The sequence below is a fragment of the Streptomyces sp. NPDC058864 genome, assembly GCF_042742985.1.
Lineage (GTDB): Bacteria > Actinomycetota > Actinomycetes > Streptomycetales > Streptomycetaceae > Actinacidiphila.
Window position 1 is genome coordinate 97,580 of the sequence record NZ_JBHYMQ010000015.1, and the last position, 20,031, is coordinate 117,610.

The following is a 20,031-nucleotide window of genomic DNA, read 5'->3' on the forward strand; positions in this document are numbered from 1 at the left end:
GTGTTCACCGGAATCGTCGAAGAGCTGGGCGACCTCGTCGCCGTCGAGGACCTGGGCGACGCCTCCCGCTTTCGTCTGCGTGGTCCGGTCGTCACCGAGGGCGCCAAGCACGGCGACTCGATCGCGGTCAACGGGGTGTGCCTCACCGTCGTCGACACCGCGGACGGCGAGTTCACCGCCGACGTGATGGCCGAGACCCTCAAGCGCTCCAGCCTCGGAGCGCTGCAGCCCGGCAGCCGGGTCAACCTGGAGCGTCCCATGGCGCTCGGCGGCCGCCTCGGCGGCCACCTCGTCCAGGGCCACGTGGACGGCACCGGCGCGGTCATCTCCCGCACCCCCGCCGAGCACTGGGAGATCGTGAAGGTCTCGCTCCCGGCGGAGCTGTCCCGCTACGTCGTCGAGAAGGGCTCGATCACCGTCGACGGCATCAGCCTCACCGTCGTCGAGGCCGGCCCCGACTTCTTCTCCGTCAGCCTGATCCCGACCACCCTCGCCCTCACCACGCTCGGCTTCAAGCAGCCCGGCGACCCGGTGAACCTGGAGGTCGACGTGATCGCCAAGTACGTCGAGCGGCTGTACGGGGAGCGGGCCGGCGCGCCGAAGGGGGCTCCGGCGGAATGAGCGCCCTCGACACCCTGAACAGTGTCGCCTTCTCCGCCTTCGGTGAGCACTTCAAGTGGACCGACGTGGTCGGCAACGGCCTCGGTCTCGCCGGGCTCGCGCTCGGCTGGCGCCGCTCGGTGTGGGCCTGGCCGGTCCAGCTGCTGTCCGGCGCGGTGCTGGTCGCCGCGTACTGGTCGGCGCAGCTCACCGGCGGCGTCGGCAAGCAGCTGCTGGTGATCGGCGTCGCCGTGTGGGGCTGGTTCCAGTGGCGCCGCGGCGTCCGGGACGGCGGCGAGATCCGGGTCCGCTTCGCCACCTGGCGTGAGCGGGGCGTGCTGGTCGCCGGTACGGCTGCCGGACTGTTCGGGGTCGTCGGCCTCTTCACCCTCTACCCGTCGCTGTCCTGGAACCCCTGGCCGGACGCCTACATCTTCGTCGGCACCGTCGCCGCGATGGTGGCCATGGCCAGGGGCTGGGTCGAGTTCTGGTTCGCCTGGCTCGCCGTCGACGCGGTCGGCGTCCCGCTCGCCTGGAACAGCGACCTGAAGTTCTCCGCGCTCGTGTACGTCATCTACTTCGTTCTCGTGATCGCCGGCTTGTACGCCTGGTGGCAGCAGACCCGGGTCCCGCGGCACGGCGGGCCCGTCCCGGAAGGAGCGGCCGCATGACCACCGCACTGCACTCCCTCTACGTGGCGGAGGACGCCCCGATCGTCCTCGACCCCGTCGAGCGGGCGATCGCCGACATAGCGGCCGGCCGGCCCGTCGTCGTCGTGGACGACGAGAACCGCGAGAACGAGGGCGACCTCATCATCGCGGCGGAGAAGGCCACCCCGGAGATCGTCGCCTTCATGATGACCGAGTGCCGTGGTCTGATCTGCGTGCCCATGGAGGAGCACGACCTGGACCGGCTCGACCTGCCGCAGATGGTGGACTCCAACACCGAGTCCATGCAGACCGCGTTCACCGTCTCCGTCGACGCGAGCGGCGCCCACGGCGTCACCACCGGAATCTCCGCCGCCGACCGGGCGACCACCATCCGGCTGCTGGCCTCGGGCGGTTCCACCGCCGGCGACTTCGTCCGGCCCGGCCACGTCTTCCCGCTGCGCGCCAAGTCCGGCGGTGTGCTGACCCGCAATGGCCACACCGAGGCGGGCGTCGACCTGGCCCGGCTCGCCGGGCTGCGCCCGGCCGCGGCCATCGTGGAGATCGCCAACGAGGACGGCACGATGGCCCGCCTCCCGGAACTCGTCCACTTCGCCCGCAAGCACGGCCTCGCCATCATCTCCATCGAGGACCTGGTCGCCCACCGCCGCACCTCGGAGCCGACCGTGCGCCGGGAGGCCGAGACCCGGCTGCCCACCGCCTTCGGCGACTTCCGCGCCTACGGCTACCGCAGCACCGTCGACGGCGTCGAGCACATCGCGCTCGCGGCCGGCGAGATCGGTGACGGCGAGGACGTACTCGTCCGCGTCCACTCCGAGTGCCTCACCGGGGACGTCTTCCACTCGCTGCGCTGCGACTGCGGACCGCAGCTGCAGGCCTCACTCGAAAAGGTGGCGGCCGAGGGCCGGGGCGTCGTGGTCTACCTGCGCGGCCACGAGGGCCGCGGCATCGGCCTGATGTCCAAGCTGCGCGCGTACGAACTGCAGGAGCGCGGCCGTGACACGCTCGACGCCAACCTGGAACTGGGACTGCCCGCCGACGCCCGCGACTACGGCGCCGCCGCGCAGATGCTCGACGACCTCGGCGTGCGCTCCCTGCGCCTGATGACCAACAACCCCGACAAGACCGACGCCCTGGAGCGGCACGGCCTCAAGGTCGTCGAACGCGTCGCCATGCCGATGGCGGCCGGCGAGCACAACCTGCGGTACCTGCGCACCAAGCGGGACCGCATGGGCCACGACCTGCCCTGGCTGGACCCGGCCCCCACCGGCGCCTGCGCCGGCCAGTAGGTCCCCCGAAGAAGCACCACGACACCCCGCACCATCCGAACCACCAGAACAAGAACGAGCAAGGAGAAGACCGACGTGAGCGGTAAGGGCGCCCCCGAGCTGACCGTGAAGAACTGCGGTGACCTGCGTGTGGCCGTGATCGCGGCCCAGTGGCACGAGCAGGTGATGGGCGGGCTGGTCGACGGCGCGCTGCGCGCGCTGAGCGACCTGGGCATCGACGAGCCCACCCTGCTGCGCGTGCCGGGCAGCTTCGAACTGCCGGTCGCCGCCAAGGTGCTGGCCAGCCGCGGCTACGACGCGGTCGTCGCCCTCGGCGTCGTCATCCGCGGCGGCACACCGCACTTTGAGTACGTCTGCCAGGGCGTCACCCAGGGCCTGACCCAGGTGTCGGTCGACACCGGCGTGCCGATCGGCTTCGGCGTGCTCACCTGCGACACCGAGGAGCAGGCCCTGGACCGCGCCGGACTGCCCGGCTCGAACGAGGACAAGGGGCACGAGGCCGTCACCGCCGCGATCGCCACCGCGACCGTCCTGCGTTCAGTATCCGAGCCGTGGCGCTGAGGTAGGGGCACTTCCGCGTAGGGTGGGGACCATCATGGCCAAGAAGACATTCGAGGAGCTCTTCGCCGAGCTCCAGCACAAGGCCGCCACCGGCGACCCCAGCACTTCCCGCACCGCCGAACTGGTCGGCAAGGGAGTGCACGCGATCGGCAAGAAGGTGGTCGAGGAGGCCGCCGAGGTGTGGATGGCAGCCGAGTACGAGGGCGCCGACCGCACCGCGGAGGAGATCTCCCAGCTGCTCTACCACCTGCAGGTGATGATGGTCGCCCGGGGCATCGCCCTCGACGACGTATACGCTCATCTCTGAGCGGATCATCACCGGCCGGCCCCACCCCGCGCGCCGCCCCACGCCCCCTCCCACCCACATCCCGAGATACGAAGGAACGTCTCCATGCTGCGCATCGCCGTCCCCAACAAGGGTTCACTGTCCGGACCTGCGTCGGCGATGCTGCATGAGGCCGGCTACCGCCAGCGCAAGGACTCCAAGGAACTCGTCCTCGTCGACGGCGAGAACGACGTCGAGTTCTTCTACCTGCGCCCGCGGGACATCGCCATCTACGTCGGCTCGGGCCGTCTCGACATCGGCATCACCGGCCGCGACCTGCTGCTGGACTCCGGTGCCAACGCCGAGGAGATCCTGCAGCTCGGCTTCGCCCGCTCCACCTTCCGCTACGCCACCACCCCCGGCGGCGTGAGCGACGTGAAGGAGTTCGGCGGGAAGACGGTCGCCACCTCCTACCCGGAGATCGTCAGGAAGCACCTCGCGGACAACGCGGTGGAGGCCTCCGTCGTCCGCCTCGACGGCGCCGTCGAGACCTCGATCCACCTCGGCGTGGCGGACGTCATCGCCGACGTCGTCGAGACGGGCACCTCGCTGCGCAACGCCGGCCTGGAGGTCATCGGGGAGTCGATCCTCGACTCCGAGGCCGTGGTCATCCGCCGGGCCGGCACCGGCGGCGAGGACGCGGCGGCCGAGCCGAAGGTGCAGCAGTTCCTGCGCCGTCTGCAGGGCGTCCTGGTGGCCCGCCGCTACGTGATGATGGACTACGACATCCGCGTCGAGCACGTCGAGCGGGCCATCGCCCTCACCCCCGGCCTCGAGTCGCCCACGGTCTCCCCCCTGCACCACGAGGGCTGGGTCGCCGTCCGCGCCATGGTGCCCAGCCGCGAGGCCCAGCGGATCATGGACGAGCTGTACGACCTCGGCGCCCGGGCGATCCTCACCACCGGGATCCACGCGTGCCGTCTGTGACCTCGCGCACCCCGTCCACCGTGCCCGCCGAGCTCCCCGGGCTGCCCGTCACCTTCCGGCCCGCCCGCACCCGCGCGGTGCTGCTCGGCCTGGGTGCCGGGCTGCTCACGGCCTTCGTCGTGATCGCCGTCCTGCTTCCCGCGGACGGCGCACGGCCCTGGCACACCTCGGACCGGATCTGGATCGTGCTCACCGGACTGCTGGTCGCCGGGGTGCTCGCGCTGCTCAGCCGCCCCCGGGTGACCGCCGACCGCGACGGTGTGACCGTCGTCAACCTGACGACCCGGCGCCGGCTGGAATGGGCGCAGGTCCTCCGGGTGAACCTGCGCGTCGGCGACCCGTGGGTCCACCTCGACCTGGCGGACGGCACCAGCCTGGCGGCCATGGGGATCCAGCCCGGGATCGGACGCGCCCGCGCGTTGCGCGACGCGCGGGCCCTGCGGGCCCTCGCGGAGGCGTACGGTACCGGCAAGCCGACGGCGCACTAGACCTGCCGCCCCGGCCCGTTTCTTCATTACCCTGGAACCTTCGCAACGACCCGAGGAGTGACACCCAATCCCCGATGGACGGATCGTCCGGTAGTACCTGCGCCGCCTCTCCCCCCCGACATATGGGAGCGGCGGCATGAGCGCCCCGTTGCTGCTGCTCGCGGCAGCCTTCGTCCTGATCCTCGCGAACGGCTTCTTCGTCGCCGCCGAGTTCGGCCTGGTGACCGTCGAACGCCCGGCCGCTGAGCGCGCCGCCGCCGAGGGTGACCGCAGGGCCCGCAGCGTCGTGGAGGCGCTGCGCAAGCTGTCCTTCCAGCTCTCCGGCACCCAGCTCGGCATCACGATCACCTCGCTGGTGGTCGGCATGCTGGCCGAGCCCGCCCTCGCCGACCTGTTCGCCGGACCGCTCACCTCGGTGGGCGTACCCGAGGGCGCGGCGCCCGCGGTCGCCGTCGTGATCGGCATGATCCTCGCCTCGGCCGTCCAGATGGTCATCGGCGAGCTCGTACCGAAGAACTGGGCGGTGTCCCGTCCGCTGGAGGTGGCCCGGTTCGTGGCCGGTCCTCAGCGGGCCTTCTCCGCCGTGTTCCGGCCCGTCATCGAGGCCCTCAACGCCGCCGCGAACCGCCTGGTGCGGACGCTGGGCGTGGAGCCCGCCGAGGAGCTGGCCTCCGCGCGGACCCCCACCGAGCTGGTCTCGCTGGCCCGTCATTCCGCCCGTGCCGGGGCCCTGGAGCAGGACACCGCGGACCTCTTCGTCCGCACCATCTCCCTGGGCGACCTCACCGCGGAGAACGTGATGACCCCCCGGGTGCGCGTCAGCGCCCTGCAGGACACCGCCACCGCCGCCGACGTCCTCAACCTGACCCGGGCCACCGGGCTGTCCCGCTTCCCGGTCTACCGGGAGCGGCTGGACGACATCGTCGGCATGGCGAGCCTGAAGGACGCCCTCGCCGTCCCGGCCCACCTGCGCGACCGCACACCGGTCGGCAGGGTCACGGTCGCCCCGCTGCTCGTCCCGGAGACGCTGCCGGTGCAGCCGCTCCTGGAGCAGCTGCGCCGCGAGCAGCCGATCGCCGTGGTCGTCGACGAGTACGGCGGCACCGCAGGCGTCGTGACCCTGGAGGACATCGTCGAGGAACTCGTCGGCGAGGTGCGCGACGAGCACGACAGCGCCGACCTGCCCGAGCTGGCGGCCGTCCCCGCGGAGAACGGCAACCCGGCCTGGGACGCCGACGGCGGCTGCCGTGTCGACCTGCTGGAGCGCATAGGGCTCGAGGCCCCCGAGGGGCCGTACGAGACGGTGGCCGGCCTCGTCGCCGACCTCCTCGAACGCATTCCCGAGCCCGGGGACACCGCGGTGCTTCCCGGCTGGGAGCTGCGGGTGCGCGAGGTCGCGCACCACCGTGCCGAAAGGGTTCGCCTGGTACGCGTCGGGTTCGAGGAACCCGAGGACGGGCAGGAGGGCGAGCGATGAGCTTCCTGCAGCTGTTCTTCGCCGGCCTGCTGGTGCTGGGCAACGGCTTCTTCGTCGGCGCCGAGTTCGCCCTGGTCTCCGTACGGCGCAGCCAGATCGAGCCGCTCGCCGGCACGCAGCGCAGGGCCCGTACGGTCCTGCACGGACTGGAGAACCTGCCGCAGATGATGGCGGCGGCCCAGTTCGGCATCACCGTCTGCTCCCTGACGCTGGGTGCGGTCGCCGAGCCGACCGTCGCCCACCTGCTGGAGCCGGCCTTCGAGGCGATCCACCTGCCCGAGGGGCTGATCCACCCCCTCGGCTACGTCATCGCCCTTGCCGTCGTGGTCTTCCTGCACCTGGTCATCGGCGAGATGGTCCCCAAGAACCTGGCGATGGCCGCGCCCGAGAAGACCGCGCTGTGGCTCAGCCCCGGACTGGTCGGCTTCGCACGTCTGTTCCGGCCGGTCATCGCGGTGCTCGGCTGGTGCGCCAAGCTCGTGCTCCGGCTGTTCCGGGTCGAGCCCAAGGACGAGATCGACGCGGTCTTCACCAGCGAGGAGCTGACCGTGCTCGTCGAGGACGCCCGGCAGGCCGGACTCCTCGACGACGACGCCCAGGAGCGGCTGGAGGACGCGCTGGAACTGGGGACCCGCCCGGTCACGGACGTCCTGCTGTCCCCGGAGGAGCTGGTGACGGTCGACGCGTCCGTCACCCCCGCCGAGGTCGAGGAGCTGACCGTGCGCACCGGTTACTCGCGCTTCCCGGTGGCCGGACCGGAGGGCGCCTACCTCGGCTACCTCCACGTCAAGGACGTCCTCGACCTGGAGGACACCGGCCGGCCCGTCCCGGCGCGGCTGTGGCGGCCGATGGCCACCCTCCGTGCGGAGCTGCCGCTGGACGACGCGCTCACCCAGATGCGGCGGGCCGCGTCGCACCTGGCGGCGGTCGCGGACTCCGCCGGTCGCGTGCTGGGGCTGGTCGCGCTGGAGGACGTGCTGGAGATGCTGGTCGGCGAGGTCCGCGATCCGGCGCACCGGGAGGTCCCGGAGCCCGCGGCGACGGTCGCCGCCCCGGCCGGCGAGGAGGCCGGCGAGGTCGCCCGGTCGCCGCGCGTGATGGCGAGCTGACACGGCGAACCCGTGCGAGTGGGGTCCGGGCCGCAGGTGCCCGGGCCCCTCTCGCGTCGTTCACTCCAGGGGCTCGGGCGGCGGCAGTCCGGGGCCGCGGCCCGACAGCACCTCGCCGTAGGCCTGCATGAGGTCGGGCAGCCGCAGCGTGCACAGGTCGTCCCGGGAAGGCTGTCCCGCGTAGCCGGACAGCCGCAGGTCGCGGTAGGCGCAGCTCTTCTCGTACAGGGTGCGCAGGAAGCGGCCGTTGCCCAGCTCGTCGATCCAGCCCTGGTCGACGACGTGGCCGCTGATGGCGAGCAGCTCCTCCAGGGCCTCGTCGTCCCAGCGGTCCCCGTTGTCTGCCGCCAGGACCTCGCCGATGCTGGTCAGCTCGTGCGGCCGGTAGCTGGGGAAGTCGACCCGGGTGGTGAAGCGCGAGCCGAGGCCGGGGTTGGCCGCCAGCAGGCGGTCCATGCCCTCGGGGTAGCCGGCGAGGATGACGACCAGGCGGTCGCGGTTGTCCTCGGCGCGCTTGAGCAGGACCTGAAGTGCCTCGTCGCCGTAGGCGTCGCCCTTGCTGTAGCCGGAGTTGGACAGCGCGTACGCCTCGTCGACGAAGAGCACCCCGCCGAGTGCGGAGTCGATCAGCTCGTTGGCCTTGACGGCCGTCTGGCCCAGGAACTCGCCCACGAGGTCCGCGCGTTGCGCCTCGACCAGATGGTCGCCGCCCAGCAGGCCGAGGGCGTAGAAGACCCGGCCGAGGATGCGCGCCACCGTCGTCTTGCCGGTGCCCGACGGCCCCGAGAAGACGAAGTGCCGCTTGGGCGGCTGCACCGGCAGGCCCTGCCCCGACCGCAGCCGTGCCATCCGCAACTGTGCGGACAGCGCCCGCACCTGGCGCTTGACGGGCTCCAGGCCCACCATGCGGTCGAGTTCGGCCAGCGCCTGGGAGAGCAGCACCGGGTCCGGTGCCGTGACCGGGACCTGCGGCAGGACGGCGGAGACCGGCGGGATCGCCTTCTCCCGGATGTCGTCGTCGATCGGGCCGACCGCGCCCAGCGGGTCGTCCAGGATGGAACCCGCGCCGAGGCCGCCCGGCATGGCGGCCGCCCCGGCCCTGGCGTCCAGCGGATCGGGGTCGGGCGGCAGCGTCTCGGGCCCGGTCTGGCCGTAGCCCAGCAGGGTGACCGGGGCGAGGTCGGCCGTCCCGTCGGTGAGGCCGTCGGACTCGTCGATGGCGGCGAGCCGCGCGGCGGTGTCCATGAACGCCGGGTCGATGCGGTGTACCGCCTGGTACAGGGGGAGCGCGGCGGCGGTGCGGCCGGTGCCCTCGTAGGCGCGGGCCAGCCAGTAGCGGAGCTCCTTGCGCTGCGGCTGCTCGCTGCGGCAGCGCATCAGCGCCGTCGACAGCAGGGGCTCGGCCTGCCCGTACAGCTCCAGCCGGACCCGGGCCATGCCGCCGAACAGCCCGGCCTCGATGCCCAGTACCTGGTCGCCGAGGAGCGGTTCGGTGTTCCGCACCAACTGGTCCCAGTCCTTGACCAGATAGGCCCGGCAGGCGTGCAGGAAGCGGACGTGCGGATCGGTGTCGATCGGCGGGCACTCGGCAAGGGCCCGGTCCAGCTCCGCGATGTGGCGGCCGTCGAGCCAGTGCGAGGCGTGCGCGAGCAGCAGGTCGCGGCGGGTCTCCAGCACCGGCTGGACCCACCAGCCCAGCCAGTACCAGGAGTTCATCGAGCGGCGGTGCGCGCTGCGCTGCTCGCCGAAGCGATCGCGGTGCCGGTGCATCTGCAGCAGCGCGGTGGAGGTGTCGGCCCGCAGCGCGTGCAGCCCGAGCCAGGCGTCCGCCATGCCGGGGTCGAGGCGGACCGCGGCGCGGAACTCCTCCTCGGCCTGGGTGTAGGCGCCCATGGTGTAGGCCTCCACGGCCCGTACCCAGGCGAGATCGGCGGGGGCGCCCGAATGCTCTGTGCCGAAGTCCATCAGGTCCCCACCAGCCGTTCCCCCCGGTGCCGCCCGCCTTACGCCGCTCCAACCAGGTTACGTGAAGCGGGAGTTGGTGCCAGGTAGGCGCAGCCTTCCCAGGGCGGCGCACCCGTTGGCATGGTACCCGCGCAGGCCCGGTGCGCCGTAGAGCGACGCGGACGGTGACGTTGGGTGAGCAATTCACTGCCGTACGGGGCCGGTTCACCCGTCGTGGGCAGAACGAAGCCCCCGGTCACGGGGGAACAACCGGGGGCTTCGCGTCTGAGGCGCGGTCGACGATGACCGCGCATTGAGAACGTAAGTCCTGTACGGCCCCCCGGTCAAGCCGCCTTGACGCACCTCTCGGGCGGCCTCCGGGCGCCCGCGGCGCACCGGCTTCGAGTGGTCACGGTCAGTGACGGAGAGTGCCGGTGAGCGGAGTCCCGGCGGGCTGTGCGCTCAGCTCGTAGCCGTCCGGACGCTGGTGGACCAGCAGGTCCGCGAAGGGCCTGGAGGGGTCGGCGGCGAAGTGCGCGTCCTGCGCCCGCATCCAGCCGGCCCAGAACCCGGCCAGCGCGGGGCCGTCCCGGAGCTCGCCGCGCTCCCGTGCGGTCTCCCGCGACACCTCCACCCAGAGCAGGCTCGCCAGCCAGGGGCGCAGCTCGCGACGGCCCACGCCCACACCCTCCAGCAGGACCACGGGGGACGGCGGCACCTCCAGGATCGTCGCGAACCGCCGCGCCACCCAGTCGTACTTCGCGGGCCGGGCCGTGTCGCCGCGGCGCAGCGGCTCCAGCACCTGCTCGCGCAGCCGTCCGGTCCACTCGAACAGTTCCTCGTGGGTGGCCAGGTCGTCGAGGTGGAGGACCGGAGCGCCGTCCAGCGCGGCGGCCAGTGCGGCGGCGAAGGTCGTCTTGCCGGCTCCGGCGTGGCCGTCCACGGCGACCAGGCGCACGGGCCCGCAGGAGGGCGGCAGGGCGAGCAGCCGGGAGGCGAGCGCGCGAAGCGCCCCGGGGGTGGTGTGGTGGTCCATCGGGGCCAGCCTACGACCTGGGCCGACGCAAGCGACTGCGGCGGGTGCCAGGGGCGTCTACGGTAAGAGTCGTGACCGACTCCGCAGCATCCCTGTACCCGCCGGAGCGACTCGAGCTCGCCCGCAAGGCCGCCGCCGACGCGGGACTCGACGCGCTCCTCGTCTCGCCGGGCCCCGACCTGCGCTACCTCACCGGCTACCACGCCCATCTCACCGAGCGCCTGGTGTGCCTGGCGCTGCCCGTGCTCGGCGACCCCTTCCTCGTCGTGCCCCACCTGGAGCGGCCCGGGGCAGAGGCCTCGCCGCTGGGCGCGCTCGGCGTCGAGGTCGTCGGCTGGGGCGAGACCGAGGACCCGTACGCCCTGGTCGCCGGACGGCTGCCGCGGGGGGCCTCGCGGGTGGCCGTCGACAACCACATGTGGGCCGAGAAGGTGCTCGCCTTCCGCGCCGCCCTCCCGGGTGCCGAGCAGAGCCTGGCCGGCGACGTGCTGCGCGAACTGCGGATGCGCAAGTCGCCCGCGGAGACCGAGGCGCTGCGCCGGGCCGCCGGAGCCATCGACCGGGTGCACCGCCGCATGGGGGAGTGGCTGAGGGCCGGGCGCACCGAGCGCGAGGTCGCCCGGGACGTCGCCGACGCCGTCATCGAGGCCGGGCACGTCACCGTCGACTTCGTCATCGTCGCCTCCGGCCCGAACGGCGCCAGCCCCCACCACGAGGTCTCCGACCGGGTGATCCGGGACGGCGACCCGGTCGTCGTCGACATCGGCGGCACCACGGAGGAGGGCTACTGCTCCGACTCCACCCGCACCTACGCGGTGGGTGAACCGCCCGCCGAGTTCCGCGAGATGTACGAGGTGCTGCGGAGCGCCCAGCACGCCCAGACCGAGGCCGTCCGCCCCGGGATCACCGCCGAGGAACTCGACGCCGTCGGGCGGGACGTCATCGCCGCGGCCGGATACGGCGAGCACTTCATCCACCGCACCGGGCACGGCATCGGGCTGGAGACGCACGAGGAGCCGTACATCGTCGCGGGCAGCTCCCGTCCGCTGGAGCCGGGCATGGCCTTCTCCGTCGAACCCGGGATCTACCTCCCGGACCGCTTCGGCGCCCGCATCGAGGACATCGCCGTCTGCACGCAAGAGGGCGGGGAACGGCTCAACCAGACCTCCCGGGACCTGGTCGTCCTGTCTGTTTAGTCCGATGTGTTGACGCCCGGTACGGCAGGGGGGTATTCCGTACACGCGACGGTGTGCGCGGCGCGTACGCCGCGCGCGGCGCACACGGCGCGTCAGGGGCCCAGCAGGAAGCGGCAGTCGGGGGGCCGGGCATGTTCGACGACGGGCATGACTTCGGGGTGCGGCAGTGGACGGTCGGCGGCACGACCGTGGTGGAACTGACGGGGGAACTCGACCTGTGCGCCGGCGTGCGCGCGGTCGCGCGTCTGGACGAGGTCACCGCCGGGCCGCGGCCTGACGTCGTGGTGGACCTGCGAGGGGTGAGCTTCATCGACTGCAGCGGTCTGTCGGCGCTGATCCGGGCGCGGAAGCGGGCCCTCGACCGCGGCGGCCGGTTCGGCATCGTGGGCGGCAGCCCCTGCGTGCTGCGGCTGTTGCGGCTCACCCGGACGATCCGGGTCTTCACCGTCCACGACGACCTGGCCTCCGCGCTGGTCGCGGCGGGTGCCCCCGATCCCCCCGCGACGGACGGCGCCATAGCGTGAGCTCAGCGGGGCAGCGGCGCCAGCACGATCCAGACCTGGCCGCGGGCGAAGTTCACCGGCTGTCCGTCGGGCGTGGTGAAGTGCGTGCCCCCGGCCGCGTCGGGCCGTGACCACCTGGCGTCGTACGCCTTGCCGTCGCGCAGCACCTCCGCACGCCCGGTGCCGACCGTCTCGCTGTAGGGGGAGGTGTTCCCCCAGCGGTCGTGGAAGCCGGAGGGGCGGACGGCGACGTACTGGACGACCACCGTCGGCGCGCCGAGCCTGCCGCCGTCGCTCGTGGTGGCCGGGTCGCCGTCGAACGAGACCAGCCAGCGGTCGTCCCCGGCCGACCAGTGCAGGCCCACCGAACCGTTCGGGTAGCGCACGGTGCGGTCGCGCTCCGGGGTGCCGCCGGCCGGCGTGGCACCGAAGCGGAAGCCTATGTCGCGGGCGGCGGAGGCGTCCGGGGCCGAGGCGAGCAGGCGTTCCGGGGTGGCGTACAGGTTGTGCGGGGCGGGACGCGAGCCGTCGCGCGTGTAGGCGCCGGGAGCGTGGGCGGGGGAGACGTCGTGCACCGGCGCCGCCGCGACCACCGGCAGCAGTCTGGACTGCGCCCCGGAGAAGGCCAGGGCCGGGCGGCCGAACTGGCGCAGCAGTTCAAGGTCCGACTCGCGGGCGCTCCGTACCGGGCCCACCCGGTCGGGCAGTTGGGAGGAGAAGACGGCGAGCAGACGGGTGAGACCGGACTCCACCTGCTCCACGTACACCAGGTCGGCCCGGTCCAGGCCGGTGTGCGGCCGGGCGGGCCCCACGTTGTCTATCTTCACCGCGAGCACGGGCCCTCCGGTACCCCCCGTCAGCCCGGTGAAGGGCGACCGCGCGACCGCGCTGCTGCCGGGAGCCGAACCCGTCGTCGTGGGGGAGGGCCTGCTCGGCGTCCGCTCCGGGCCGCCACAGCCCCGGCCGACCAGGACGACGGCGAACACCGCCAGCACGACCAGGAGCGCCGCTCTCGCGGGACGTCCGGGTGCTCGGGCCACGACGGCCACCCCCGTGCTGCATGGATATGCTGCCTACGGAAAAGTCAATTGCCGAACCGCTGTGCGTATTCCTAGTATCCGCCACATGGAGCCGGTACCCCAGACGGCGGACGCGACCGCCTTCCTCGCGGCGGACGAGGTGATCGACCACGACCACCCGCTGGTCCGGGCGACCGCCGCCCGGCTGCGGGCGGAGGCCCCCGATCCGTATGGCTATGCTGAAGCGGCCTACACCTTCGTCCGGGACGACATCCCGCACTCCGCCGACTCCGGCGACCCGCGCGTCACCTGGCGTGCCTCCGACGTCCTGGAGCAGCGCACCGGCATCTGCCATGCCAAGGCCCACGCCCTGACCGCCCTGCTGCGGGCCGAGGGCATCCCGGCGGGGCTGTGCTACCAGCGGCTCACCGAGGACGACGGCACGGATCCCGTCGTCCACGGGCTCGTCGCCCTGAAGCCGCCCGGCCACGACCACTGGGCCCGGCAGGACCCGCGCGGCAACAGACCGGGTCTCGACGCCCGGTTCTCCCTCCGGGAGGAACGACTGGCCTGGGTGCCGCGGCCCGCACTCGGCGAACGCGACTACCCCGGCCTGTACGCCACGCCGCCGTCCGTCGTCCTCACCGCCCTGCGGCGGGCCGTCGACCGGCGGCACCTGTGGCGGCTGCTGCCCACCGCCCTGACGGACCAGGACGGCCGATGACCTCACCCATGCCCCCGTCGGCCGCCGAACGGGCCCTCGCCGAGGGCGCACTGCCCCGGAGGAACGCGCAGCCCACCTGCGGGAGTTCAGCCGCGGCGCCCGGTCACTCCGCCGCCGCGGCGCGCTCCTGGGCTGCGACGTCCTCGGCCGTGGGTGCGGTGCCGCCCAGGTGCGCGGGCAGCCACCAGTGGTCGTTGGGGCCCGAAGGGCGCCCGGTGTACACCCGCTGCGCGTCCTCCAGCAGCTCCTGGACCCGCAGCCGCAGCCGCCGGGTCAGGGCGCCCGGCTTCTCGTCCGCGTGGGGCGTCATCTGCTCGCCCACCCGGATGGAGATGGGGAAGCCGTTGCGGCCCAGCTGCCGCGGCTGGCCCTTGGTCCACAGCCGCTGCGTGCCCCACAGGGCGACCGGCAGCAGCGGCACGCCCGCCTCCATCGCCAGGCGCGCGGCACCGGACTTGAAGGACTTGAGGGTGAAGGACTGCGAGATGGTCGCCTCGGGGAAGACCCCGATGATCTCGCCCGAGCGCAGCGCCGTCAGCGCGTGCTTGTACGCGTGCATGCCCTCGGAGCGGTCCACCGGGATGTGCTTCATGGCCCGCATCAGCGGACCCGACACCTTGTGCCGGAACACCGACTCCTTCGCCATGAAACGCACCAGTCGCTTGGCCGGGAGCGCCGTCAGCCCGGCGAACACGAAGTCCAGGTATCCGATGTGGTTGCTCACGAGCAGCGCGCCGCCCTTGCGTGGCACGTGCTCGGTGCCGGAGATGTCGAAACGCAGCCCCTGCACCTTGAACATGGTGCGGGCGAAGCCGATGACGGGCGGGTAGACGAGTTCGGCCATGGCTGGGGCCCCTTCTTCGTAGGGGGTGGCCCCCGGCGGAAGTTACGCGGCCGTAGGTTTCCGGCCGCGGGCTGATCGTGCCCGGTAAACGGGTGCCGTGTCATCCCGCGTGCCCGTCGTGTGGCGAGATTCTCGTCACGTCACCCGGTCGTACGACGCAGCAACAGGTACATCTCGCATCCGAGGCAGTAGCCGAACACCGCGTTGAGGAAGGCCGCCGCGAGCGCGCAGGCCGTCGCCGCCAGACCCAGCCAGGCGAAACCCGCGGCGTGGCCGGCGAGCCCGACGACCGCGAACGCCAGCCCCACCGCCTGCGCGAAGCGCGGCGGCGCCGGGTCCTCGGTCTCGGCCGGCGGTCCCAGCCGGGGCCGTACCGCCACCCGGTACAGCAGGCCGTACGGTGAGTTCTGCACACCCGCGGCGGCGCCCACCGCGAACACCAGCGCCTGGACGGCCAGCAGCCAGGCACTGCCGGTGACGAGGACGACGGCCAGGACCACGGCGGTCAGGCTTGCGCCGAAGCGCGGTCCACGGGCATCAATGGCGTGAGAACTCATGGGGGCCATGATTCCGGAACGGACAGCGTCCGGACCCCCGGGAATCATGGCGGTCCTGTGAACGCTGCACAGCAGGGAGGACGGAATTGACCGGGTTGGTGGTGTGCGTCGCCGTGCTCGTGGCGGCGGGGATCTTCGGCATCCTCCACAAGCGCAGGGACGGAAGGGTACGGGTGCGGGACAAGGACGCGGAACATCAGCTGACGGCGGGTGAGATCGGCGCGGAACTCGGCGAGCGGGCAACGCTCCTCCAGTTCTCGACCGCATTCTGCGCGCCCTGCCGGGCCACCCGACGCACCCTGGACGAGGTGGCCGGCATGGTCGACGGGGTGCGGCACGTGGAAGTCGACGCCGAGGCCCACCTCGACCTGGTCCGCCGGCTGGGGATCGTCAGGACGCCGACCGTGCTCGTGCTCGACGCCCGGGGCAACGTCGTGCGGCGGGCGTCGGGCCAGCCGCGCAAGGCCGACGTCATCGCGGCGCTCGGCGCGGCGGTGTGACCCGCGCGCGGTGTATGACCCCGGTCCCACCTGACGGGGCGCCCTTGACGCGGCGCCGCCCTGATCGTCAGTCTGACGCCATGTCGCGAGACCTCCTTCTGTACTCCCGCTTCGACGTCGACCTCGGTCGGCACGCGAGCGCCCGCTGTCACGCCCGTTGAGTGCCCAGGACCCCGCACCCCTCCGGCTCGACAGCACGACGAAGGACAACTCCATGACCGCCTCTCCCGACCTCGGCACGCCCGCCGCCGGCTCCCTGGGCGCCGTGCCCTCCTCGATCCCCGCACCCGCGCCGGTTCCCCCGCCCTCGCCGCCCGCCGTGACCGACGCGTTCGACTCGACCGCCTTCCGCGCCGTTTTCCGCCGGCACGCCGCCGGGGTCGCGGTGATCACCGCGGCCGGCGGCCGCCCCGCGGGCTTCACCGCCACCTCCCTCACCTCGGTCTCCGCCGAGCCGCCCCTGCTGTCCTTCGGGATCAGCAGCACGGGTTCGGCCTGGCGGACCATCGCGGACGCCACCCATGTGGGCGTGCACATCCTCGGAGAGCACCAGGAGGAGGTGGCCGCCACCTTCGCCCGCAGCGGCGCCGACCGCTTCGCGCCGCCCACCGCGTGGGGACCGGGCCCGTACGGAGTACCGCTCCTGGAGGACGTTCAGGCCTGGCTGGTCGCCCGCGTGCTGGCCCGGATACCCGCCGGTGACCATCGCATCGTCGTCGCCCAGGCCGTGGCGGGCGCCCCCCAGGGCGAGGCGGCGCGCCCGCTGCTCTACCACCACGGGCGCTACAACGCGCTGCGCCACTGAACCCCTGCGCCGGATCCTCCGCGGGGCTCCCCGCGTCGGCAAGGTCACAGTGCGCCGCCCTTGCCCGCCGGGACCCCGAGGGCTGTACTGGTGAGTAATATTTCTGCCGGAGCGCCGTGCGTCCCGGCGGGGAGCCGCCGTCGAAGGCGCCTATGCTGCCTTCACAAGGGCAGTTGACGTACCCATGCAGCAGTAGGAGAGCAGCGTGAGCTTGAGGATCGTTGTCGCGGTGAAGTACGTGCCGGATGCCACGGGGGATCGTCATTTCGCGGGGGATCTGACGACGGATCGGGATGCGGTGGATGGTCTGCTGTCCGAGTTGGATGAGTATGCGGTGGAGCAGGCGCTGCAGATCGCGGAGGCGTCGGATGACGCCGAGGTGACGGTGGTGACGGTGGGTCCGGAGGATGCGAAGGACGCGTTGCGCAAGGCGTTGTCGATGGGTGCGGACAAGGCGGTGCATGTCGAGGACGGGGGTCTGCACGGCAGTGATGTGATGGGGACGTCGCTGGTGCTGGCGAAGGCGGTCGAGCATGTGGGGTTCGATCTGGTGGTGACGGGGATGGCGTCCACCGATGGGACGGCGGGTGTGGTGCCGGCGTTGCTGGCGGAGCGGTTGGGTGTGCCGCAGGTGACGTTGCTGTCGGAGGTGGGGGTCGAGGGCGGCGTGGTGTCGGGTCGCCGTGATGGTGACTCCGCGAGCGAGCTGCTGGAGGCGTCGTTGCCGGCGGTGGTGTCGGTGACGGACCAGTCGGGTGAGGCGCGGTATCCGTCGTTCAAGGGGATCATGGCGGCGAAGAAGAAGCCGGTGGAGTCCCTGGACCTGTCCGACCTGGGTGTCGATGCGGGGCAGGTGGGTCTGGCGGGGGCGTGGTCGACGGTGGATGAGGCGTCGGCGCGTCCGCCGCGGTCGGCGGGTGTGATCGTGAAGGACGAGGGCGAGGGCGGCAAGCAGCTCGCGGAGTTCCTCGCGAGCCAGAAGTTCATCTGATCCGCTTGTCCGTCTGTTTTCCGAGGAGTTTGAGTTTCCATGGGTGAAGTCCTGGTCTACGTGGACCATGTGGATGGTGCGGTTCGCAAGCCGACCCTCGAGCTGCTGACGATCGCGCGTCGGTTGGGTGAGCCGGTGGCGGTGGCGCTGGGTGCGGGCGCGGAGGCGACCGCGGGTGTGCTGGGTGAGCATGGTGCGACCCGGGTGCTGGTCAATGACGCGGCGGAGTTCGCGCAGTATCTGGTGGTGCCGAAGGTGGACGCGCTGCAGGCGGCTGCCGCGGTGGTGAGTCCGGTGGCGGTGCTGGTGCCGTCGTCGGGTGAGGGCAAGGAGATCGCGGCGCGGCTGGCGTTGCGGCTGGGTTCGGGCATCATCACGGACGCGGTGGATGTGGTGGCGGGTCCTGAGGGTCCGGTGGCGACGCAGTCGGCGTTCGCGGCGTCGTTCACGACGAGGTCGCGGGTGACGACGGGCACGCCGGTGATCACGGTGAAGCCGAATGCGGCGCCGGTGGAGGCTGTTTCTGCCGCGGGTGCGGTGGAGGCGCTGGCGGTGTCCTTCGGTGCGCTGGCCTCCGGCACGAAGGTGGTGTCGCGTACGGCGCGGGAGGCGACGGGGCGTCCGGAGCTGACGGAGGCGGCGATCGTGGTGTCCGGTGGGCGGGGTGTGGGTGGTGCGGAGAGTTTCTCGGTGATCGAGGAGCTGGCCGATTCGCTGGGTGCGGCGGTCGGTGCCTCCCGCGCCGCGGTGGACGCGGGTTGGTATCCGCACACCAATCAGGTGGGTCAGACGGGTAAGTCGGTGTCGCCGCAGTTGTATGTGGCGGCGGGGATCTCGGGTGCGATTCAGCACCGGGCGGGTATGCAGACCTCGAAGACGATCGTGGCGGTCAACAAGGACCCGGAGGCGCCGATCTTCGAGTTGGTCGACTACGGCGTGGTCGGTGATCTGTTCCAGGTCGTGCCGCAGCTGACCGAGGAGGTCGTGGCCCGCAAGGGCTGACCCCCGGCCCCCGTCCGGCAGCACACGCACCGGAGCCCCGTGACGCCCCCACCGGCACCACGGGGCTCCCGGCGTTCCACGGGTCGTTGACGGTGCGAAGGGGAGGGCGTTAGCTTCCCTTCAACGATTTGTTGAAGACCGGGAGGTGCCCGATGGCGCAGAACGAGACGGTCCGCACATCGCTCGGCGACGGGGTACGGCGGGACATCGGCGCCTCGCTCGCCGCCGTCGACGCCGAACTCGCCCGCCGCTACCCCGGCGACCCCGGCACGCGGCAGCCCGTGCACACCGTCTACGTCCCCGCCGACGCCTTCGCCGCCGACACCGTGCGCACCTGGGGCGACCGCGCCCTCGCCGCCCTGGACGAGCACGCCCCCGACGCGGAGCGGTTCGCAGCCGTGCTGGGCCTGTCGCCGGAACTCGCCGCGCCCGTCCACGACCGCGTGCGGGCCAAGCTGCTGCGCGAACCGGTCGAGGACCTGCGGATCGACTTCGAGGACGGCTACGGACCCCGGCCCGACGCCGAGGAGGACGCCGCGGCCGCCCGCGCCGCCCGGATCGTGGCCGGCGCCGTCGCGGACGGGACCGCGCCCCCGTACGTCGGCATCCGTATGAAGTGCATGGAGGCCGCCGTGCGCGACCGGGGCATCCGCACCCTGGACGTCTTCCTCACCGGCCTGATGGAGGCCGGCGGACTACCCGGCGGCCTGGTCCTCACCCTGCCCAAGGTCACCTTCCCCCAGCAGGTGGCGGCGTTCGTCCGGCTCGCCGGGGAGCTCGAGAAGGCGTACGGACTCCGGGCCGGACGTCTGGGGTTCGAGATCCAGATCGAGACCACCCAGTCCATCCTCGGGCCCGACGGGACGGCCACGGTGGCCCGGCTGATCGACGCCGCCGAGGGCCGGGTCACGGGCCTGCACTACGGGACCTTCGACTACAGCGCCGCCTGCGGGGTCAGCGCGGCGTACCAGTCCATGGACCACCCGGTCGCGGACCACGCCAAGGCCGTCATGCAGGTCGCGGCCGCCGGTACGGGCGTGCGGCTCTCCGACGGCTCCACCAATGTGCTGCCCGTCGGCCCCGGCCCCCGCGTCCACGAGGCCTGGCGGCTCCACTACGGCCTGGTCCGCCGCTCCCTGGTCCGTGCGTACTACCAGGGCTGGGACATGCATCCCGCCCATCTGCCCACACGGTACGCCGCGGTCTACGCCTTCTACCGCGAGGGCCTGGACGCGGCGGCGGCCCGGCTCGCGGCGTACGTCGCCAAGGCCGGCGGCGACGTCATGGACGAACCCGCCACCGCCCGGGCCCTGAGCGGCTACCTGCTGCGCGGACTCGACTGCGGCGCCCTGGACTTCGCGGAGGTAGCCGCGGCCACCGGGCTGACCCGCGCCGACCTCGACGCCCTCGCGGGCCGGACCCCCGGCGTCTGAGGACCTCGCGCGAAGACGTCCGGGCCGGCCCCC

At 72.5% G+C, this 20,031-nt stretch carries 22 protein-coding genes; 17 read left to right on the forward strand and 5 right to left on the reverse strand.

Annotated features, from left to right (window positions below; all coding sequences use genetic code 11):
• The 9 genes from ACFW3D_RS14580 to ACFW3D_RS14620 all read left to right on the forward strand — a co-directional run bounded on the left by ACFW3D_RS14580 (position 1) and on the right by ACFW3D_RS14620 (position 7,444).
• Positions 1 to 621, forward strand: a complete 621-nt coding sequence (locus ACFW3D_RS14580; RefSeq protein WP_089227811.1) for a riboflavin synthase — start codon at positions 1 to 3, stop codon at positions 619 to 621.
• A complete protein-coding gene (locus tag ACFW3D_RS14585; protein WP_500504476.1) occupies positions 618 to 1,271 on the forward strand; it encodes a nicotinamide mononucleotide transporter family protein in 654 nt (217 codons plus the stop codon). The genes ACFW3D_RS14580 and ACFW3D_RS14585 overlap by 4 nt, the downstream gene beginning before the upstream one ends.
• Positions 1,268 to 2,557, forward strand: a complete 1,290-nt coding sequence (locus tag ACFW3D_RS14590; protein ID WP_500504477.1) for a bifunctional 3,4-dihydroxy-2-butanone-4-phosphate synthase/GTP cyclohydrolase II — start codon at positions 1,268 to 1,270, stop codon at positions 2,555 to 2,557. The genes ACFW3D_RS14585 and ACFW3D_RS14590 overlap by 4 nt, the downstream gene beginning before the upstream one ends.
• 75 nt (positions 2,558 to 2,632) lie before the next feature.
• Positions 2,633 to 3,118 carry a 6,7-dimethyl-8-ribityllumazine synthase gene (gene ribH / locus ACFW3D_RS14595; protein WP_499603310.1) on the forward strand — a complete coding sequence of 162 codons (486 nt, stop codon included), beginning with the start codon at positions 2,633 to 2,635 and terminating at the stop codon, positions 3,116 to 3,118.
• A gap of 34 nt (positions 3,119 to 3,152) precedes the next feature.
• Positions 3,153 to 3,425, forward strand: a complete 273-nt coding sequence (locus tag ACFW3D_RS14600; RefSeq protein ID WP_089227814.1) for a phosphoribosyl-ATP diphosphatase — start codon at positions 3,153 to 3,155, stop codon at positions 3,423 to 3,425.
• Between the two features lie 84 nt (positions 3,426 to 3,509).
• A complete protein-coding gene (gene hisG, locus ACFW3D_RS14605) occupies positions 3,510 to 4,370 on the forward strand; it encodes an ATP phosphoribosyltransferase (protein WP_500504478.1) in 861 nt (286 codons plus the stop codon).
• Complete coding sequence (locus ACFW3D_RS14610; RefSeq protein WP_500504537.1) at positions 4,367 to 4,858, forward strand: PH domain-containing protein; 492 nt, start codon at positions 4,367 to 4,369, stop codon at positions 4,856 to 4,858. The genes hisG and ACFW3D_RS14610 overlap by 4 nt, the downstream gene beginning before the upstream one ends.
• A gap of 136 nt (positions 4,859 to 4,994) precedes the next feature.
• Positions 4,995 to 6,335: a hemolysin family protein gene (locus ACFW3D_RS14615; RefSeq protein WP_500504479.1), complete on the forward strand. Its 1,341-nt coding sequence runs from the start codon at positions 4,995 to 4,997 to the stop codon at positions 6,333 to 6,335.
• Complete coding sequence (locus ACFW3D_RS14620) at positions 6,332 to 7,444, forward strand: hemolysin family protein (RefSeq protein ID WP_500504480.1); 1,113 nt, start codon at positions 6,332 to 6,334, stop codon at positions 7,442 to 7,444. Before ACFW3D_RS14615 ends, ACFW3D_RS14620 begins: the two co-directional genes overlap by 4 nt.
• Before the next feature lie 60 nt (positions 7,445 to 7,504).
• On the opposite strand, the gene ACFW3D_RS14625 is transcribed toward ACFW3D_RS14620, so the two are convergent.
• A complete protein-coding gene (locus ACFW3D_RS14625) occupies positions 7,505 to 9,409 on the reverse strand; it encodes an AAA family ATPase (RefSeq protein ID WP_500504481.1) in 1,905 nt (634 codons plus the stop codon).
• Between the two features lie 394 nt (positions 9,410 to 9,803).
• Positions 9,804 to 10,424 (reverse strand): uridine kinase family protein, encoded by a 621-nt coding sequence (locus tag ACFW3D_RS14630; protein WP_500504482.1) that lies wholly within the window; start codon positions 10,422 to 10,424, stop codon positions 9,804 to 9,806.
• Between the two features lie 71 nt (positions 10,425 to 10,495).
• Here ACFW3D_RS14630 and ACFW3D_RS14635 point away from each other — a divergent pair, with 71 nt between their 5' ends.
• Both ACFW3D_RS14635 and ACFW3D_RS14640 read left to right on the forward strand, forming a co-directional pair.
• Entirely contained in the window at positions 10,496 to 11,620 is a 1,125-nt protein-coding gene (locus ACFW3D_RS14635) for a M24 family metallopeptidase (protein WP_500504483.1), read from the forward strand.
• A 131-nt stretch (positions 11,621 to 11,751) separates the two neighbouring features.
• Positions 11,752 to 12,144, forward strand: a complete 393-nt coding sequence (locus ACFW3D_RS14640; RefSeq protein WP_500504484.1) for an STAS domain-containing protein — start codon at positions 11,752 to 11,754, stop codon at positions 12,142 to 12,144.
• Positions 12,145 to 12,146: 2 nt separating this feature from the next.
• On the opposite strand, the gene ACFW3D_RS14645 is transcribed toward ACFW3D_RS14640, so the two are convergent.
• Positions 12,147 to 13,163 (reverse strand): DUF3048 domain-containing protein, encoded by a 1,017-nt coding sequence (locus ACFW3D_RS14645; protein WP_500504485.1) that lies wholly within the window; start codon positions 13,161 to 13,163, stop codon positions 12,147 to 12,149.
• Between the two features lie 85 nt (positions 13,164 to 13,248).
• Between ACFW3D_RS14645 and ACFW3D_RS14650 the strand changes: the two genes are divergently transcribed.
• The gene (locus ACFW3D_RS14650; protein ID WP_500504486.1) at positions 13,249 to 13,866 is read left to right on the forward strand and encodes a transglutaminase-like domain-containing protein; all 618 of its coding nucleotides are present in this window, start codon (positions 13,249 to 13,251) and stop codon (positions 13,864 to 13,866) included.
• Positions 13,867 to 13,969: 103 nt separating this feature from the next.
• Here ACFW3D_RS14650 and ACFW3D_RS14655 read toward each other — a convergent pair whose 3' ends face one another.
• The gene (locus tag ACFW3D_RS14655; RefSeq protein WP_500504487.1) at positions 13,970 to 14,710 is read right to left on the reverse strand and encodes a lysophospholipid acyltransferase family protein; all 741 of its coding nucleotides are present in this window, start codon (positions 14,708 to 14,710) and stop codon (positions 13,970 to 13,972) included.
• 140 nt (positions 14,711 to 14,850) lie between these two features.
• Complete coding sequence (locus ACFW3D_RS14660) at positions 14,851 to 15,267, reverse strand: DUF4395 domain-containing protein (RefSeq protein WP_500504488.1); 417 nt, start codon at positions 15,265 to 15,267, stop codon at positions 14,851 to 14,853.
• A gap of 86 nt (positions 15,268 to 15,353) precedes the next feature.
• On the opposite strand from ACFW3D_RS14660, the gene ACFW3D_RS14665 reads away from it, so the two are divergent.
• The 5 genes from ACFW3D_RS14665 (at position 15,354) to ACFW3D_RS14685 (ending at position 19,998) form a co-directional block, all read left to right on the forward strand.
• Entirely contained in the window at positions 15,354 to 15,767 is a 414-nt protein-coding gene (locus ACFW3D_RS14665) for a TlpA family protein disulfide reductase (protein ID WP_500504489.1), read from the forward strand.
• Positions 15,768 to 15,981: 214 nt separating this feature from the next.
• A complete protein-coding gene (locus tag ACFW3D_RS14670; RefSeq protein ID WP_500504490.1) occupies positions 15,982 to 16,572 on the forward strand; it encodes a flavin reductase family protein in 591 nt (196 codons plus the stop codon).
• Positions 16,573 to 16,777: 205 nt separating this feature from the next.
• Positions 16,778 to 17,563, forward strand: a complete 786-nt coding sequence (locus tag ACFW3D_RS14675) for an electron transfer flavoprotein subunit beta/FixA family protein (RefSeq protein ID WP_500504491.1) — start codon at positions 16,778 to 16,780, stop codon at positions 17,561 to 17,563.
• 39 nt (positions 17,564 to 17,602) lie between these two features.
• A complete protein-coding gene (locus ACFW3D_RS14680) occupies positions 17,603 to 18,565 on the forward strand; it encodes an electron transfer flavoprotein subunit alpha/FixB family protein (RefSeq protein WP_500504492.1) in 963 nt (320 codons plus the stop codon).
• Positions 18,566 to 18,717: 152 nt separating this feature from the next.
• Positions 18,718 to 19,998 (forward strand): DUF6986 family protein, encoded by a 1,281-nt coding sequence (locus tag ACFW3D_RS14685; RefSeq protein ID WP_500504493.1) that lies wholly within the window; start codon positions 18,718 to 18,720, stop codon positions 19,996 to 19,998.
• Positions 19,999 to 20,031: the final 33 nt, after the last annotated feature.

Excerpts from the sequence above, each read along its gene's own strand:
- ACFW3D_RS14585 (WP_500504476.1), top strand. The coding sequence starts at position 618 with ATGAGCGCCCTCGACACCCTGAACAGTGTCGCCTTCTCCGCCTTCGGT.
- ACFW3D_RS14590 (WP_500504477.1), top strand. The coding sequence starts at position 1,268 with ATGACCACCGCACTGCACTCCCTCTACGTGGCGGAGGACGCCCCGATC.
- ACFW3D_RS14600 (WP_089227814.1), top strand. The coding sequence starts at position 3,153 with ATGGCCAAGAAGACATTCGAGGAGCTCTTCGCCGAGCTCCAGCACAAG.
- hisG (WP_500504478.1), top strand. The coding sequence starts at position 3,510 with ATGCTGCGCATCGCCGTCCCCAACAAGGGTTCACTGTCCGGACCTGCG.
- ACFW3D_RS14615 (WP_500504479.1), top strand. The coding sequence starts at position 4,995 with ATGAGCGCCCCGTTGCTGCTGCTCGCGGCAGCCTTCGTCCTGATCCTC.
- ACFW3D_RS14620 (WP_500504480.1), top strand. The coding sequence starts at position 6,332 with ATGAGCTTCCTGCAGCTGTTCTTCGCCGGCCTGCTGGTGCTGGGCAAC.
- ACFW3D_RS14625 (WP_500504481.1), bottom strand. The coding sequence starts at position 9,409 with ATGGACTTCGGCACAGAGCATTCGGGCGCCCCCGCCGATCTCGCCTGG.
- ACFW3D_RS14630 (WP_500504482.1), bottom strand. The coding sequence starts at position 10,424 with ATGGACCACCACACCACCCCCGGGGCGCTTCGCGCGCTCGCCTCCCGG.
- ACFW3D_RS14640 (WP_500504484.1), top strand. The coding sequence starts at position 11,752 with ATGTTCGACGACGGGCATGACTTCGGGGTGCGGCAGTGGACGGTCGGC.
- ACFW3D_RS14650 (WP_500504486.1), top strand. The coding sequence starts at position 13,249 with ATGGAGCCGGTACCCCAGACGGCGGACGCGACCGCCTTCCTCGCGGCG.
- ACFW3D_RS14655 (WP_500504487.1), bottom strand. The coding sequence starts at position 14,710 with ATGGCCGAACTCGTCTACCCGCCCGTCATCGGCTTCGCCCGCACCATG.
- ACFW3D_RS14660 (WP_500504488.1), bottom strand. The coding sequence starts at position 15,267 with ATGAGTTCTCACGCCATTGATGCCCGTGGACCGCGCTTCGGCGCAAGC.
- ACFW3D_RS14670 (WP_500504490.1), top strand. The coding sequence starts at position 15,982 with ATGACCGCCTCTCCCGACCTCGGCACGCCCGCCGCCGGCTCCCTGGGC.
- ACFW3D_RS14680 (WP_500504492.1), top strand. The coding sequence starts at position 17,603 with ATGGGTGAAGTCCTGGTCTACGTGGACCATGTGGATGGTGCGGTTCGC.
- ACFW3D_RS14685 (WP_500504493.1), top strand. The coding sequence starts at position 18,718 with ATGGCGCAGAACGAGACGGTCCGCACATCGCTCGGCGACGGGGTACGG.